This window comes from Paenibacillus sp. sg306046, from assembly GCF_059821225.1.
Map to the genome: position 1 here is coordinate 15,334 of NZ_JCAMRT010000008.1, position 16,850 is coordinate 32,183.

Sequence of the window (16,850 nt, forward strand, 5' to 3'; positions counted from 1 at the left end):
GACTGGCGACGGGTCAAACCGACTGTCGTGAAGAATCATGCTTACATGAGAACGAAGGAGGAACGCACGCATGAATGCTTTAACGCTATTTACGCGTAGTCATCTGTCAGGTTGGACAACAGAGCTTGTTGGGACAGGACTTTCCGGACACATGCGGACGAGCAATCCGGTGCGCGAGTCGCTGAACGAGCTTATAGATGAAGCTGTGAACAAGCCTGCTGCCCCAACGATCCTGCAGGCATGGCAGCAATTTTGGAATGAGGAGGACGGTTTGGGTACGTTGGAAATATTGCTTATCATTGCCGTTTTAATCATTATTGCAATCGCATTCAGGAAGTGGCTGATCAAATGGATGGGCGATCTGTTCAATAAAGCCGATGCCGAAATCAAGATCGAAAATGACCGCATTCGGGGAGATGGCGATATGTTAAGCCCCCCTGCTGCGAAGCCGTGATCAAAGCCGTCGAGCGGCAGCAGACAGGCGGGGAATCTTATGGCGCGGGCCCAGCCAGCCGGTTCTGGCAGGAGCGCAGCGGGCAGTTTACGCTGGAGGCGGCAATGACGCTGCCCGTTATTTTGCTGGTAACGCTGGTGCTGCTCGTTGTGGCGGCATACAGCTACCAGCAGACCGGCCTGTATGCAAGCGCCGGACGGTCGGCGGAGCGTACCGCGTACATTTGGGATAACAGCAGCAAGGACTATGTCACCGGGGCCGTTCATCCGACAGCAAGCGACGGGCTGTACTGGCGGCTTGCCGCCGATGGCTTATCCCAATGGCTGAACGTCGGCCAGTCGTTTGCGCCGATCCAGGTTCAAGTGCCCGGGGCTCGGGCGGGCGGCGGTGCGGGAGGCGCGGCGGCCGGTTCGGGGGGCGTCTCCGGCAAGCTGCTGCGGGCGGCTGGCGAACTGGATGCCCAATTGCAGGGAGGCTTGTCTTACCGGCATTACGGGTTGTTTCGGATCGTCCGTTCGAGCCTGCTGCGGCCTGTTCAGCAGCCGAATTTCGTCAGGGGCTGGTTTCAAGGCTCGTCCCGGCTGGAAGCCGATGCAGCCTCGCATGTGACCGATCCGGTCGAAATCATTCGATTGACCGATCTTACCCGTACCTTTATTGCCGAAATTCAAGGGCGAATCCAGCCCAAGGCGGCGCTGGCCTTAATGAAAGAGCCGGTGACCGGCTCGGCCAGCCGTCCGCCGATTACGTCGCATGCTTCGGCTGCCCAATATGTGCGTCTGCTCGTCAACGGTACGGAGAAGACGGTGCAGGTGGCCCCTGGCACGAAGCGGGTCATTGATGCGTTGGACGCTTCGGGCGTCGCTCATCAAGCTTATTATACGTTTAATGAAAAAAATTTGCGCGAGGTCCAGCTGCTCAAGGATGCCGAGCTGCTCAAGGCTGGTACACAGGTGAAGGGGGTCGTCTGGCATTTCTTCAAGCTTTCCAGGCAGGAGCAGGTTCAGCTAAAGCAGGCGCTGCAGCGTGAGATCGAACGGCACGGGATCGTCATTGTGCTTCATGAATAGACGGGAAGGTGGGAATTTCACATGGCTTCGGGGCCAGCCAGCCGATTCCGGCGTGAGGATGGGGCTGTATCCGTATATTTGATGCTTATTTTGCTGCCGCTGCTCCTGCTGTTCGGGCTGCTGATTGATGTGCTTCGCTGGCGAACAGCCGACCGGCAGGCTGAGCTGGCGCTGAAGGCGGGCGTCCGGTCTGTGATGGCCGGTTTTTCAAAGCCTTTGCAGCTGTACGGTTTGTTTGCGCTCGAAACGGACGGCGGCGCCGATCTCAACAAAAGGCTCACGGACACCCTAGCCCGTAATTTGACGGTTTCTGACGGTGAGGAGCGATTTGTCTGGATGGAGCAGAAGCTGGAGCCGGAGGCAGGCGTTGTTGGTGTCACCGCGATGTACCCGCTGTCCAATCATGCGATTTTGAAGCGGCACATTTTGGAGGAAATGAAATATCGCGCACCGCTCAGCTATTCGCTGGAGCTGCTGGACAAGTGGAAGAAAAACGGAGTCGCAGCTAATTTGGGGCAAACGCAGCGCTTTGGAGAACGGGCCGTTCGGCTGGAGAAGCTGCTGGAGGAACGGCACAGCCGACTGGAGGAAGCGTGGCAGCAATTTGAGCAGCTGCGCCGTCAGGCTGCGGATAGTACTCCCTTTTACCGTACACAGCTGCGTGATCTGGATGCGCTTAGCGCGAAAATAGGGATACATACGTTGGAAAATGTGCAGGCTTCGCTTCAGCAGACGAAAGCGCAAATCCAGGCCTTGGAGCAGCAGCTGCGCGGCCTGGATGCGTCAATGGCCTCGCTGGTCAAGGCGGGCACAGCTGCCGTTCCTGCCCTCGTTCAGCTGAGTGAAACAAAATCGCGCCTACAGATGGAATACCAGGCGGCGGCGCAGCTGATGGGCGATTACGAGGAGCTGCTGCGCAACTTTGCCCGGTATGCGGAGCTGCTGCTTGTCATCCGTACGAAAACACAGGCCGAGCTGCCGCAGCTTCAGTCGTTGCTGCAATCGTTTCAGCAGAGTCATCGGCTGGCTGTTGAATCCAATGCCGCCGTTGAGCAGGAGCTGGCGCGTATCCGCGGAGCCGGAGACGGTGGGGAAGCTTCGCTATTGAACGCTACCGAAACGCAAACGTATGCCGGTATCCAGATTCTCAGTCGGCAGGAGCTGGATGCGTGGCAGGCGGATGTGGTTGGGGCAGTCGCCCAATTTGCAGGGTTTGACGCGCAGATGAATGACGGCATCTGGTTTACGCAGCAAAAATCCGCCACGACGCTACAGGCGCTGGATGGCTATCAAAGTGCGATTGAAGCGACAGCGGCCCGCATGTCACCGACGGTAACGAGCCAGCAGGCGAGCAGGCGCAAGATCGGGGAAGCCCAGCGTCAGCAGCGCTCCAAGGCAGAAGCTGTATTGCATGAAGTGAAGAAGGGGCTGGGGGCGTGCAGCTTATCTGGCGGGGCCGATCCGTTTGCTGCGATGTATGAGCAGCTGGAGGGAAATCGGAAATTGTCGCCTCCGTCTGCGGGGCTGTTTCGCACCTATATGGAGCGGAATGCAGCAGCGTCGGGAGGCGAGGCGATCCCGGCCGTGCCGCTTGACAAGGCCGAGCAGGCTGGGCTCGGCGCGCTCAAGCTGGCAGCCGGTCTGGAAAACTTGCTGACGGAGCTCCGCGATGAATTTTATGTAGATGAATATGCGGTAACCAAGTTCAGTTATCGGACGCTTGGTCTGGGTATGGATGCAGCCGGCGCACCGCACGTTTCCAAGGAGCTGTCACAGCCAGAGCAGCATCCGCTGACGAACCAGGAGGTGGAATATTTAATTTATGGAGCGGATTCTTGCGCGGGAAATATATCGCTTGCTTACGCGGAAATGTTTGCCTTTCGGCTGGCGGTTGGTATGGCCGAAGCGCTGACAGAGTCGCGCAACGAAGCGCTTGCTGCCGCCGGCTCTCCGCTGCTGGTGCTGCTGGCTGCTGTCAGCGAGGGGGCGATTCGGGCCCAGCTTGACATGTCTAGTCTGGTCGCCGGCGAGGAGGTCGCGGTGTCGCGCAAGCTGAATCCGGGCATTACGATGAACTACAGAGACTATTTGCGCGTTTTTTTACTGCTGCATAGCCAAGAAAGCGTGCTGTTGTCGCGTATACAGGCGCTGATCCATCATAACACCTCCATTGATCTGTCCACCGCTGCGACGTACGCTTCAGCGCAGGCAACCAGTTCATTCCGGTTTTGGTTTATGAGCGGTATTTTGCGCTGGACGGGAGCGGACGGCTTCGGGGGCTGCGGCCGAGAGGCGTCGCGCTGCCTGGTGACGAAGTCGGCGGATTTTCGCTATTAATGCAGGATTAACGGGAGCGGGGAAACGCGAGGCAGCGTGGCGTGATGGCGAAGCGGGTGGAAGGGAGGGAGCGGATCTTGCAGGGAAGGAGAGGTCGTATGTCTACGGAAAGCCTGCCGGTAAACAGGGGCCATGCAGGCTTTATCCAGTCGAAAGAGGGCGGCATCGTGCTTGAGGCGGCGCTGGTGCTGCCGTTGTTTGTGTCGCTGCTGCTGCTGTTTGTGTCCATGCTTCGGCTGGCTCAGTGTGACATGGCGCTGCAGTCGGCAGTGTCCGAGTCGGCTAAAGTCATTGCCGCTGATATGTACCCGGTAGAGCGGCTTGTGCAGGAAGCTCGACAGCGCTGGGCTGCCAGCGGCCCGGCAGGTTGGCTGGATCAGGCCATCGCTCAAGGCAAGAGTGCTCAGGCTGCAGTGGTGGAAGCCGAGTCCTTTGCCCAGGAATACGGCCGGTTTATTCCGGAGCCGATTTTACAGCTTGTCGAATGGGAAAAAAATGTCCGGACCGGGATGGAAGCCGCGGCTGGCGAACAGACTGAGGCCTGGAAGCAGGCGGCGCGGCGTAAAGCGGCAGCGGCCGCTACGCCTGTGATCGCTCAGCTTGCCGGTTCCAGCGTGCTGCGACCGGAAAAGTTTCAGGTCACAGACCTGCAGCTCCCTGATCTGATCAACGGAACATCGGCTGATGTGGTCATAGAGGCGCAATACGAATACACGTTGCTGCTGCCGTTTTACAAGCGATCCATTGTACTGCGGAAGCAGGCCAGAGAGCGTGCCTGGATTGGGGGCTAACGGGATGGAATGGTGGGCGGTCGGTTTGCTGCTGGCGGTTGCTTTTGTGACGGATGTACGCAGGCGAATCATTCCGAATTGGTTGACGGCGACCGGCGCTGCGCTGGGACTGACGGGCCATACCTTGGCGTTTGGCTGGGAAGGACTGGCCGGGTCTGTGGCAGGGCTATTTGCTGGTTTTATCCCGATGCTGCTGCTGTACGTCTGCAAAGGTGTCGGGGCAGGCGATGTGAAGCTGTTTGCTGCTTTGGGGGCCGTCACTGGTGCAGCGTTCGTGTTGTATGCGATGGCCGTGTCGCTTTGCTTCGCAGGGCTGATCGCGTTGGCTGTATTCAGTTGGCGGCATGATCGGGTACGGCGGTTTAAAGGGATCTTTGGCGTGCTGCTGAGATTGTGGCTGTTCCGGGATTTAAAGGTGCTGACGAAGCCTGTGGATGAGCACGAACGGCTCCGTTTTCCGTTTATGTGGGCGGTGCTTCCCGGCTCGGTGTATGCTTTTTTGGCTTGGCAGCACATTTTATGAGCTTTAATTCTGAGCAGGCTGAGATCAGACAGTACGCCGGTAAAGGGTGCAACTGAAACGGGGTGAAGAAGCTTGGCGCAAACGCTGTACGGTCTCAAGGTCGAATTTGTCAGGCAATACAGGCATGAGCTGGCGATCTCGGCTGAAGCCGGGCTCAAGCGGGAAGAATTAGCGGAGCTTCAGCTGCGGATGCTGACGGCCAATCGCATTCCAAGGCTGCTGGAGCTGAAGCTGGGAGCCAGGGATGGACAGTGTACATTGTACTACGATGTATCCGGAAAACGAATGCTGGCCCAGGCGCTGCGCCTGGACCGTATTACGATGCAGCAATATTATTCGCTGCTGCTGCAGGTGGTTGAGGTGCTGGCTGACAGCGCCATGAACATGCTCCAGCCGGAACGGTTTGTGCTGCATGAGGAGTTTATATTTTGCGGAGAAGGGCGGGAGCAGCTTTATTTTACTTATTTGCCTGTCAAACAGCTGGAGGGCAAAAGCAGCGTTGCCGCCGACTTGCAGCTGCTGGCAACCAGATGGCTGCAGCGGGTTCGTGAGCTTCGGGGGGAGGGTTACCCGGAGGTGCTGCGGCTAATGCAGGAGGAGACGTTTCATTTGCCTGAGCTGAAGCAGTTGATTCATCGACAGCTGGAAAAGCTGTCCAGTCCTGGCGACCGGTCAGAAGCGTCAGCCGGATTGCGGGCTGCTGCAGCGGATTACCAGCGCAGCGGTCAGGCAGCGTTCTCCGATCCCATCATCAGAGGAAACCGTTTTCCGTTATCAGGCCAGGTGAGCCAAGTGGAGCCAGCAGCGGGGAGCTCTACTACGGAAGCTGTCGAAGCGGCGGCTTACCGGGCATGGGAGTTGCCGGAGCCGGAGCAGCCGGGTCAAGTGGCAGGCCCCGATGGATGGGGCCGCCATTTCACGGGGCATGGGGTCGAAGCGGGCGGTGTTGTTAGCGGCGGCGGACTGCGAGGGGCGTTTGGAGGGGCTGGCAGGGGCGGCAAAGCACGCTCCCCGCGGCTGCTTGTCGTGCTGGGGATGATCATGACATTAAGCTTGCTGTGGAAGCTGTATGCCGATCGTCCTGAAGAACAACTGCTGTACTTATGTGCTGGTGGCTCGGTTGTCATCGTGGGGATTGGGATGGGAATGCTGCAGCGTATGACACGTGGAGCAGAACCGAAGCAGCTGCGGGACGACGGACAAATGTTGAGTGAGTCGGGACAGCAAGGGAACATGGAGCCGAACGGGTTTGCCGGGGGCGTCAGCGCAGGGACGACGGCGCAAGCATATGCGGGCCAATCGTTGTTCACGCAGCAGCCGGGGTTTGTCGGAGGTATCCGCGTCGGGTCCCCGAATCAGTCGTATGCCGATCAACGGCCAACAACAAGAGCCGGAACCGGCCGGCTGCCGCCGGTTGCGCCGTCGCGTAACCAACCGGACTGGAGCGGGGATGGCCGTTCGTTTTTGGAAAGCGTCGGCTTGTCCGGAGCAGCAGCGCAGACGCTGCAGTCGGGTGATTTGGACGGGCGGACAACCTTGCTGCGTCAGCCTGCCCGGACAGTTGTGCTGTCCCCGGCGCAGTTGTCGGGTAGCAAGGGGGCCAAGGGCGAGGAGTGCCTGGAGACGTATCGGGCCGGAGTATTCAATAAAATTACGCTTGCCAAAGCGAGCTTTCTGATCGGCAGACAAGGTGCTGACGTAGATTATGTGCTGGAGGAAGCAGGAGTGTCTCGTTTGCACGCCGAGTTGATCCGTGAGCAGGAAGGGGTGATGATCAAGGATCTCGGCTCCAGCAACGGCACTCGCGTCAACGGGGAACTGCTGGTTCCATACCAGGCGCGTCGATTGAGCGACGGCGACCTGATTGCCATTGTCACAACTGAGTTTACGTACCGGAGCGGGGAGTGAGCGGTGTTGCAACGTCGTATAGCGAGCAGACGCGCCTGGAAAAACATTGCTTGCACATGAGGCTTACACAGGCTGGAACAGGCTGTCAATTCGCAGATCGTCAGCGAATGCATACAGCACGACAAGCTGGAGGGGAAGAAAGCCAGCCTTAGCGGGGGCATCTGCACGCCACCTCAAGCTGCCCCTCACAGGGAGCAGCCTGGGGTTCGCTTACGAGCCCGCTTACAAGCCTGCCTACAACCCGCTTACGAATCCGTTTAGAAGCCATTTGGACGGTCTGCGAGCCTTCAAGGTCCTCCCGTAAGCTTGAGCTCTGCGGCCGTCACTTCGCGAAGTCCGGTGTCCACATGGACAGGGACATGCTTCGAGCTGGAAGCGAGGAGCAGGCTATCCACCAGGAGCTTGCCCCAATGCTGCTCGTTCTCGGAGATGACCGAGGTGATCTGGCCGTTTTCGAGTGCTTTCTTCACCTCCGGAGTCATCCCCAACGTAAGCAGGTTTCGCTTTAGCCCTTGCGCCTTCCAGACAAGAATCGAAGTGGAGCTGGAGACGATATCCAGAGTAACCAGCGCGTCAAAGTGAGGGTGGGCGTCGATCATCTGCTCCAGATCGGTCAGCGCGCGCTCAGCCTGGCCTTCGTGGTGCCGAACCTCCAGCACTTGCACGCTGCTGCTGTTGGATTTCAAATAGCCGAGAATCGACTGCAGCTCGCGGTTTTTGTGAGCGGAGTTGGAAAGCCCGCTTTCGATGATGATCATCCCTTTGCCTTTTAATTTTCGATCGATAATTTCGCCCATCAGCTTGCCCTTCGCTTCAGGGTCGGCGCCGATGTAGGCAAGCCGCAGGCTTGACGGCGCATCGGTTTCGAAGCAAATGACGGGGATGCCGGCCTCGACAGCTTTATCAATCAGGGGCGTCAGCGCCTCCGGGTCAATCGGACTGATCGCAATGCCGTCCACCTTTTGCTTGATCATCATCTCCATCATCCGCATTTGCTGCTCCAGATTGACCTCGTCCGGAGCTTTGACGACGAGGCTGACGGCCTGCGGGGCGGCCTGGGCCTCCATTGTTTGAGTGATCATTTCATAAAACGGATGTGCCAGCGGATATAAAATGCCGAAGGTCAGCGGCCGAAGCGCTTCCTTGTCCTTGTCTCCGGCTGGCGCAGCGGCGTTCGGCGTTCGGGGGAAGGCGGCTTCCTCCGGAACGGGGGCGTTCTTGCAGCCTGCCGTCAGCAGCACAAGCAACACAAGCAACACAAGCAGCAGTCTGATGACCGTCCTGGCTGGTCTAGGCGTCATTGGCTCCGCCTCCCTCCATCTGGGAGAGAACGTCCTCCATATTCCCGTGTTTCTTGAATTCGCGGGTCGTCATGCCGGTTATGCGCTTGAACAGGTTCGAAAAATAATGGGCGTCATGATAACCGACGTTATAGGCGACCTCATACGATTTGGCCGAAGTCGTTTTGAGCAGCTCCATCGCTTTCCGTATGCGGACATGGGTCAAATATTCAACGAAGGTGCGGTTCATTTCTTGACTGAACACTTTGCTCAGATGACTCGGGCTTACCTTCACAAAGTCCGCCGCATCCTGCAGCGAAATTGTGTCCTTGTCATAGTGGGCTTGGATATAATCCTGCACCTTGAGCAGCATTTCGCCATATTTGTCGTTCGTTTGATTTCGCCAGGTCCAGAACTGGTTCGTCAGCTGCAGCAAATAATCGGTTGCCTCCTGCAGGGAGCGGACTGAGCGAAGCACCTGCTGCAGCAGATGCAGCGCTTCCTCGGGAGCTTCCCGGTGACGGTACATGTCCTTCGCAGAACGGAACACTTCCAAGGTCAGGTCGTTCAGGATGTAGTAGCCGATCGGAGAGGAGGACCAGTTCACGTCCTTGAGCGTCAGCACATAGCCTTGCACAAATGTCTGCAGCTGGGCAGGGGAGCCGACTTTCAGAAAATCCACAAATTTGCTGCGGTCCAGGAACACATAGTGCTCCATCGACGCCGAGGCTGATTCCTGCAAAGTAAGCAGGTTTTGCCGGGACAGCCTCCGCCAGTGCATATCCTCGACGGCTTCCAGGAAGGAAAGATGAACCCCTTGCAGCCGATCCTGGACGCTGCCGATGCCAACGGATGCGGTTACTGACATGTGGGGGTCCGGCTTGGCCGTCAGCGCTTGCAGTTCCTTATACAGCTCCAACTCCTCCTTGAGCTGCTCCAGCGAATTTCCTTGCAGCAGCCAGGCGGTTTCGGACCGGCTTCGCTTGAAGGCCAGCTGGTCGGAACGATTAAGCAACTGCTGGAGCTTATAGGCAAGCGTGCTTTCCGCCTCTGAGCTGCCGGTAGTATCAAGCAGCTGCTGAAGCTTGCGCAGGAGCGCGGTTTCCGCCGGTGTACCGTCCGCAGCGTCCGGCTGCGTCAAAGGCTGCGGAGGCGCCGAAGGCTCCGGATACCGGACATCTGCAACCACAGCAACATAAAACCGCGCCTGCAGCTGGAGGGACAACGAGGCGCTCAAATGAAGAGCTTCGGCTGTTGACATAAATCCGCCGCACAGATCATTCAGCAGCTTCTCACGGGTCAGCTGTACCTTCTCCAGCTCGGACTGCTTCAGCTTGTCGATAGCGGCCTGCATATCGCGTTCCTTGTCGATCGAATCGCTGGCTTTGCGCAGCAGCTCGATGAGATCGCGGGCCCGGATCGGCTTCAGGCAATAGTCGCTGACCCCCATGCGCAGCGCAGCCCGGGCATATTCGAAATCCTCGTGACCGCTTAAAATGATGATTTTCACGTCAGGATAACGGCTGCGAACAACCGAGCTGAGCTCCAGCCCGTTCATGAAGGGCATCATAATATCCGTAATGATAATATCGGGGCGCAATTCCTCGATCATCGGCAGCGCGATTTCCCCGTCCTGAGCGTCTCCGCAGTACAGAAACCCTTCTTCCTCCCAACGAATGCAATCACGCACCATTTCCCGAATCAAAATTTCATCGTCGACGAGCAGCACCTTTTTCATTTGAACCTCACCTCGGTTTTCATCGGAATGCGTATCGTGACTGTCGTGCCTTCCTGAGGCCTGCTTTCCACCTGAACCCCGTAAAGCTCTCCGTAATATAACCGTATCCGCTGATGCACATTGTGCAGGCCGAAGCCGCCCGATACTTCATTGCCTGTTTCCTCGGGAGGATGGGATTCGCACAATGCGCGCCGAACCTGCTCAAGCCGGCTTTCCGGCATGCCGACGCCGTTATCCTCGACTACCCAGGTAATGATCTGGTTATCGTCGGTATAGCAGCGGATGGAGATTCGACCTTGTCCCCGCTTGTTTTTAATTCCGTGATAAATCGCGTTTTCAACGATGGGCTGCAGGGTCATTTTCAGAATGGGAAAGCTTGTAAACCGCTCCTCGACGGAAATGTCGTACGTCAAAATATCCCGATACCGCATTTGCTGGATCGTCAGGTAGCTTTGCAGATGCTCCAGCTCCTTGTCGATCGTGATCCAGTCCCGTCCTTTGCTCAAACTGATTCGGAACAGCTTGGATAAGGACATGACGAGCTGAATGACCTGATCCTTTTTGTTCGCTTCGGCCATCCAGATGATGGACTCCAGCGTGTTATACAAAAAATGCGGATTGATTTGCGCCTGGAGCGCGCGCAGCTCCGCTTTTTTGATCTGCTGCTGCTCCTCGATGCTCCGCTGCAGCAGCGTGCGAATTTGATCAAGCATCGTATTGAAGCTTCTGCCCAAATCGGCAATTTCATCGCGGCCGTCCGGGGTTACCTTGGCTTCGAAAAAGCCGGAGGCGGCATGCTGCATTTTGTTTTTGAGCACATGCAGCGGCCGGGTCAGCCGGGCGGAGACGAAGAAATGCAGCGTAATCGCAAACACGATGCTGAGCGCCACGCTGACAATGATCAATTGCCGGATTGAATTGGCTTCCCGGACAATTTCCTGCAGCGGAACGCTGCCGACAATGCTCCAGCCGGTTTTGTCGGAGGCGGCGGTGAACAGGAAGATCGGCTTGCCGCCCGTATTCAGGATATAGCCGTTGTCCGACGCCTGCAGCTCCTGTAGCAAATGCAGCGTCTTCGGAAACAGCTCTTGCCCCTCCTGATGCGAGGGGACAAAGATGGGGGCTCCTTCCGCGTCGACAACAAAGAAAAAGCCGCTCTCGCCGATGGAGGCATGATCGACAAAGGGCTTGACGATGTTGTCGTCGAGGTCAATGACCATAAATCCGATCACCTCATGCGTAATTCGCTGCTTCACTGTCGCCATGATCGAGATGACATTGCCTTCATAATGAAAGCCGTCCAGCGGAGCCAGCCTGGAGGATGACGAGGGAAGATTCAGCACCGCGTTCGGATGCTGCAGCAAATGCGCAAAGTGGGGATTGCGCAGCGGGTTGCGATCCAGCTGAAATACGCCCTTGCGCTCGCTGATCCCACGGCCGTACAAATTGATCATCGTAATGTTCAGGACGTTTTCATACTGGTACGTTTGCCGGTACGAATCCATTGTCCGCAGCACATCCTTGGCCTCCTCGTACGTATCGCTATTTTGCGAGAAAAGGAATTTCAGCACATGCGGATTTTTTTCCAGCTCCAGCAGCTTGCCTGTATCCTCGAACAACGCGTCCATATTTCTCGCCATCTGCTCGGCGACAATCATTTTGTCCGCTTTGCTGTTGCGCAGCACGGTATCGAATGATTTCTGATAAGAAACAAGCCCTACGATCATTAAGGGGAGACAGGTGAAGACCACAAACATGGTCAGCAGCTTGGCTCTCAGGCTGGAGGAAATGCGTCCGAACAGGTTCATGCGTATTCATTTCCTTTCCATATCATGATCATGTCATGGCTTCTAAATTGGATGATCTGTGAATTGATTATGTACCAACGTAGATGAAAACGCAATCATCGGATAAAATAACACAAAGTTTTTGCAAAAAAACGAACGTTTGCTTGATTTCACCCAAAAATTTATAAAAACGCGACCATAAAACTCCGTATAACTGTTTTTCCGATCCGCTTATAATCAGCTTACACCGACACGAAAAGGTGAATGAAAGGGAGGAACAGACATGAAGCAGAAGAAACTGGGGATGATGGTGGCAGCGGCGATGGTGATGCTGCTCGCAAGCGCTTGCGGTAACGGAGGGGCAACAGGTACAAGCGGAGCAAGCGGCACAAGCGGAGCGGCGCCGGCCGAGAAGGCCAGCGAGTCGAAACCGGCTCCAGCGGCCGACAAAAAAATTACGCTCGGCTTTTCCCAGGTCGGAGCGGAGAGCGGCTGGAGAACGGCCAATACGAAGTCGGTTCAGGATTCGGCGAAGGAAGCGGGCTTCGACTTGAAGTTCTCCGACGCGCAGCAGAAGCAGGAAAACCAGATCAAAGCGATCCGTACCTATATCCAGCAAAAGGTTGACGTCATCGCCTTCTCGCCGGTTGTAGAGTCCGGCTGGGATACGGTGCTGAAGGAAGCGAAGGATGCGAAAATCCCGGTCATTTTGACCGACCGTGCCGTTGATTCGAAGGATACATCCTTGTATGCGACCTTTATCGGCTCGGACTTCGTCGAGGAGGGCCGTCGCGCCGGCAAATGGCTGACTGACAAATATAAGGATGCGAAGGAAACCGTCAACATTGTTGAATTGCAAGGAACGACAGGCTCCGCCCCGGCCAATGACCGCAAAGCGGGCTTCGAGGAAATTATCAAGTCGAACACGAACCTGAAAGTAATCGCTTCGCAGACGGGCGACTTTACACGCGCCAAAGGTAAAGAAGTTATGCAGGCGTTCCTGAAAGCGCACAAAGATATTGATGTGCTGTACGCCCATAACGACGACATGGCGCTCGGCGCGATTCAGGCGATCGAAGCGGCCGGTCTGAAGCCGGGGAAAGACATTATTATCATCTCGGTTGACGGCGTCAAGGACGGCTTTGTAGCGGCCAGCGAAGGAAAAATCAACTTTATCGTCGAGTGTAACCCGCTGCTCGGACCTCAACTGATGCAGGCTGTGAAGGATGTCGTTGCCGGTAAAGAAGTGCCGAAGCGCATCGTGACCAAAGAGGGCGTGTTCACATCGGAGGACGCGAAGCGCGAGCTGCCGAACCGCCAATACTAAACGTTAGCCTCTCGTATTTAGCATGATATACAGAAGGGAAGCCGCTCCTGAACCTGCGCGGGATCGGAGCGGCTTCCGCATGGAGGGAGAGACATGACCGTGAACGCCAATCAACCGATTCTGCAGATGTCGGGAATCCACAAACAGTTTCCGGGAGTCAAGGCGCTCTCGAACGTAAGCTTTCGAATGTTTCCTGGGGAAGTACACGCCCTGATGGGCGAAAACGGCGCCGGAAAATCGACCTTGATCAAGGTGCTGACCGGCGTTCATCCGATTGATCAGGGCAGTGTCGTTCTGGACCGGAAGCCGATTCATATTCATAGTCCGCAGGATGCTCAATCCGCAGGCATCAGCACGGTGTACCAGGAAGTGAACTTGTGTCCCAATTTGTCGGTCGCCGAAAATATGTTCATCGGCCGCGAGCCGCGTCGTTTCGGCCGTATTTTATGGAAGAAAATGAATCAGGAAGCGCAGCTGCTGCTGAAAAAACGCATGAATCTTGATATTGATGTGACACAGCCGTTGAATGCTTATTCGGTCGCTGTTCAGCAGTTGATCGCCATCGCGAGGGCGGTCAATATTTCGGCCAAGGTGCTGATCCTGGACGAACCGACCTCCAGTCTCGACCGCGGAGAAGTCATGCAGCTGTTTGCGGTGATGAGCAGGCTGAAGCAGGAGGGTATGGCGATTCTGTTTGTTACTCACTTTCTGGATCAGGTCTATGAAATTTCGGATCGAATAACCATTCTTCGCAACGGAGAATTTATAGGGGAATATAAGGCCAAGGAGCTGCCCCGCATAGAGCTGGTGTCCAAAATGATCGGCAAGGAGCTGCATCTGCTGGAGGAGCTTCCGAAATCGTCCGGCGGCGTCAAGGCCCGGAAGGAGCTGCTGCTGGAGGCGGTAGCCCTTGGTAAAAAAGGAACGATCGAGCCGATCGACTTGTCGATTGGCAAAGGGGAAATCGTCGGCCTGGCCGGACTGCTCGGTTCCGGGCGCACCGAGCTGGCACGGCTGATTTTTGCGGCAGACCGCGCGGATACCGGGGAATTCAAGCTGGCGGGCGCCAAAGCGACGATTCAGACCCCGCGACAGGCGGTCGACCACGGCATCGCCTTTTGCTCCGAGAACCGGAAGACGGAAGGCATTATCGACGATCTGACCGTCAGGGAAAATATGATTCTCGCCTTGCAGGCCTCGCAGGGCCTGTTCAAGACGATTTCGCGCAAGCGGCAGGATGAAATCGCGGATACGTATATCAAGGCGCTGAATATCAATCCGCCGAATCCTGAGCATCTGATCAAAAACCTGAGCGGAGGCAATCAGCAAAAGGTGCTGCTGGCGCGCTGGCTGCTGACAGAGCCGCAGCTGCTCATTCTGGACGAACCGACGAGAGGCATTGATATCGGCGCGAAGGCCGAGATTCAGAAGCTGGTGCTGTCCTTGGCGCAAAAAGGAATGTCGGTGCTGTTTATTTCCTCCGAGCTGGAGGAAGTGCTGCGGGTTAGCGACCGGATCGCGGTTCTGCGGGACCGCAGGAAGGTGAAGGAGATGTCCGGAGACGAGATGAGTCAAAGCCATGTCATGCAGGCGATTGCGGGAGGATGAGAATGATGCTGAAGCACCACTTGTTTTGGCCTTTGGCGATATTGGGCGCGTTGCTGTTATTTAACTTGATTTATTCACCGGACTTTTTTTCCATCAAGATGAGGGACGGTCATCTGTATGGAAGCTTGATCGACATCCTGAATTTCGGGGCGCCGTTAATGCTGGTGGCCATTGGGATGACGCTGGTAATCGCCACCAAGGGGATCGACTTGTCCGTTGGCTCCGTCGTGTCGATTGCGGGAGCGATATCGTGTCTGATCCTCAGCAAAGGAAGTAACCAGGATGCAATCAGTCTTGTGTTTATGGCCGTGGGGGCCGCACTGCTGCTGTCCATCCTGCTTGGCGTCTGGAACGGCGCTCTGGTTGCAGGCGTCGGCATTCAGCCGATTATCGCCACCTTGATTTTGATGGTAGCCGGTCGCGGCATTGCGCAGCTGATCACAAACGGTCAGATTATTACCGTATCCAGCTCGCCGTTCAAATTTATCGGGGCAGGCTCGGCGGCGACGCTTCCGTTCTCTGTTTTTATCGTGGCTGCCGTGTTTATCGCCGCTGTGCTGCTGACCCGCAAAACGGCGCTCGGCCTGTTTATCGAATCGGTCGGCTGCAAGCCAACGGCAAGCCGTCTGGCCGGCATTCGGTCGAGAACGGTCATGCTGTTTGTGTACATGTTTTGCGGGCTGTGCGCAGGGATCGCCGGGCTGATTTTAAGCTCGAACGTGTCGAGCGCGGACGGCAACAATGCGGGCTTATGGTACGAGCTGGATGCGATTTTGGCCGTTGTCATCGGAGGCACGTCGCTGAACGGCGGCCGGTTTTATTTGACCGGGACGCTGATCGGCGCGTTGATCATCCAGACGCTGACGACGACCATTTATATGATCGGCGTGCCGCCGGAAATTACGCTCGTGGTCAAGGCGTTTGTCGTACTTGCGGTTTGTCTCATTCAATCGGAGCAATTCCGCACAGCCATCATGAATCGCAAGCGCAGCCGTGTCCAAGCGGCCGATCAGCAGGAGGTGAAGCAGCATGCTTAAACGGCAGTATATTCCCATTGTGGTGACAATCGGGTTATTTATTTTGATGGTGGCAGTCGGCTCCTTCCGCTACACCGGTTTTTTCTCGGCCCAGGTCTTTTTAAACTTGCTGATTGACAATGCGTTTCTGTTCATCGTAGCGGCCGGGATGACCTTCGTCATCGTGTCCGGAGGCATTGACTTGTCGGTCGGCTCGATGATTGCGCTGGTGACGATGGTTTCTGCCAGTCTCGTGCAGGCCGGTTGGCCGCCGCTGGTCGTCATTCCGCTTGTGCTGCTGATGGGGGCGGCGTTCGGAACGGTGATGGGAGCGATCATTCATCATTTTAACATTCAGCCGTTTATCGTGACGTTGGCTGGCATGTTTCTGGCTCGCGGGCTCTGTTATGTGATCAGCATCAATACAATTACGATTGACAACCCCTTCTACACCAGCATCGCGCAAACGAAGGTCCAGCTGCCGGGCGGCAACTTCGTCTCGATTAGCGTCATTATTGCGCTGCTCGTGGTGCTGGCTGCCCTGTATATCGCTCACTACACTCGCTTCGGCCGCAACACCTATGCGCTGGGCGGCAGCGAGCAATCCGCATTGCTGATGGGTCTGCCGGTTGGCCGCACGAAAATTATGGTGTATACGTTCAGCGGCTTTTGCTCCGCGCTGGCCGGCGTTGTATTTACGTTCTACATGCTGTCCGGCTACGGCTTGCATGCGATGGGCATGGAGCTGGACGCGATTGCGGCGGTCGTCATCGGAGGCACCTTGCTGACCGGGGGCGTCGGTTATATCGCAGGCACCTTCTTCGGCGTCATGATTCAAGGCATCATTCAGACGATCATCAGCTTTGAGGGCACACTCAGCTCCTGGTGGACAAAAATTGTAATTGGCTTCCTGCTGTTCCTGTTTATTGTACTGCAAAAGGTGCTGAGCGAGCGCCGCTGGGCGCAACGGGGCTAAGCAAGCGAAAGGAGCGGTAAGCGACCGACTTATTG

The 16,850-nt window shown here is 56.4% G+C and carries 13 protein-coding genes; 10 read left to right on the plus strand and 3 right to left on the minus strand.

What is annotated here, in order from left to right; genetic code table 11:
- The first annotated feature begins 70 nt into the window (after nucleotides 1-70).
- From AC6ROY_RS10115 to AC6ROY_RS10140, 6 genes are all read left to right on the plus strand, one after another.
- A complete protein-coding gene (locus tag AC6ROY_RS10115; RefSeq protein WP_500100207.1) occupies nucleotides 71-454 on the plus strand; it encodes a Flp1 family type IVb pilin in 384 nt (127 codons plus the stop codon).
- Complete coding sequence (locus AC6ROY_RS10120; RefSeq protein ID WP_500100209.1) at nucleotides 451-1,524, plus strand: hypothetical protein; 1,074 nt, start codon at nucleotides 451-453, stop codon at nucleotides 1,522-1,524. Before AC6ROY_RS10115 ends, AC6ROY_RS10120 begins: the two co-directional genes overlap by 4 nt.
- Nucleotides 1,525-1,545: 21 nt before the next feature.
- On the plus strand, nucleotides 1,546-3,861 hold the full coding sequence (locus AC6ROY_RS10125; protein WP_500100210.1) for a hypothetical protein: 2,316 nt from the start codon (nucleotides 1,546-1,548) through the stop codon (nucleotides 3,859-3,861).
- A gap of 98 nt (nucleotides 3,862-3,959) precedes the next feature.
- Nucleotides 3,960-4,652, plus strand: coding sequence for a TadE/TadG family type IV pilus assembly protein (locus tag AC6ROY_RS10130; protein WP_500100212.1), 693 nt, complete (start codon nucleotides 3,960-3,962; stop codon nucleotides 4,650-4,652).
- Nucleotides 4,653-4,656: 4 nt separating this feature from the next.
- Nucleotides 4,657-5,175, plus strand: coding sequence for an A24 family peptidase (locus AC6ROY_RS10135; protein ID WP_500100214.1), 519 nt, complete (start codon nucleotides 4,657-4,659; stop codon nucleotides 5,173-5,175).
- Nucleotides 5,176-5,247: 72 nt separating this feature from the next.
- Nucleotides 5,248-7,083: a DUF6382 domain-containing protein gene (locus AC6ROY_RS10140; RefSeq protein ID WP_500100216.1), complete on the plus strand. Its 1,836-nt coding sequence runs from the start codon at nucleotides 5,248-5,250 to the stop codon at nucleotides 7,081-7,083.
- A 287-nt stretch (nucleotides 7,084-7,370) separates the two neighbouring features.
- Here AC6ROY_RS10140 and AC6ROY_RS10145 read toward each other — a convergent pair whose 3' ends face one another.
- Genes AC6ROY_RS10145 through AC6ROY_RS10155 form a run of 3 tightly spaced genes read right to left on the minus strand, consistent with a single transcriptional unit; the run spans nucleotide 7,371 to nucleotide 11,909 of the window.
- Nucleotides 7,371-8,384 carry a sugar ABC transporter substrate-binding protein gene (locus tag AC6ROY_RS10145; protein ID WP_500100217.1) on the minus strand — a complete coding sequence of 338 codons (1,014 nt, stop codon included), beginning with the start codon at nucleotides 8,382-8,384 and terminating at the stop codon, nucleotides 7,371-7,373.
- The gene (locus AC6ROY_RS10150) at nucleotides 8,374-10,101 is read right to left on the minus strand and encodes a response regulator transcription factor (RefSeq protein WP_500100218.1); all 1,728 of its coding nucleotides are present in this window, start codon (nucleotides 10,099-10,101) and stop codon (nucleotides 8,374-8,376) included. Before AC6ROY_RS10150 ends, AC6ROY_RS10145 begins: the two co-directional genes overlap by 11 nt.
- Nucleotides 10,098-11,909: a sensor histidine kinase gene (locus AC6ROY_RS10155; protein ID WP_500100220.1), complete on the minus strand. Its 1,812-nt coding sequence runs from the start codon at nucleotides 11,907-11,909 to the stop codon at nucleotides 10,098-10,100. Before AC6ROY_RS10155 ends, AC6ROY_RS10150 begins: the two co-directional genes overlap by 4 nt.
- A 262-nt stretch (nucleotides 11,910-12,171) precedes the next feature.
- Here AC6ROY_RS10155 and AC6ROY_RS10160 point away from each other — a divergent pair, with 262 nt between their 5' ends.
- From AC6ROY_RS10160 to yjfF, 4 genes are all read left to right on the plus strand, one after another.
- Nucleotides 12,172-13,215, plus strand: coding sequence for an ABC transporter substrate-binding protein (locus AC6ROY_RS10160; RefSeq protein WP_500100222.1), 1,044 nt, complete (start codon nucleotides 12,172-12,174; stop codon nucleotides 13,213-13,215).
- A gap of 93 nt (nucleotides 13,216-13,308) precedes the next feature.
- Nucleotides 13,309-14,823, plus strand: coding sequence for a sugar ABC transporter ATP-binding protein (locus tag AC6ROY_RS10165; protein WP_500100223.1), 1,515 nt, complete (start codon nucleotides 13,309-13,311; stop codon nucleotides 14,821-14,823).
- A 2-nt stretch (nucleotides 14,824-14,825) separates the two neighbouring features.
- Complete coding sequence (locus AC6ROY_RS10170; RefSeq protein WP_500100224.1) at nucleotides 14,826-15,860, plus strand: ABC transporter permease; 1,035 nt, start codon at nucleotides 14,826-14,828, stop codon at nucleotides 15,858-15,860.
- Nucleotides 15,853-16,815, plus strand: coding sequence for a galactofuranose ABC transporter, permease protein YjfF (yjfF, locus tag AC6ROY_RS10175; RefSeq protein ID WP_500100226.1), 963 nt, complete (start codon nucleotides 15,853-15,855; stop codon nucleotides 16,813-16,815). Before AC6ROY_RS10170 ends, yjfF begins: the two co-directional genes overlap by 8 nt.
- Nucleotides 16,816-16,850 lie beyond the last annotated feature (35 nt).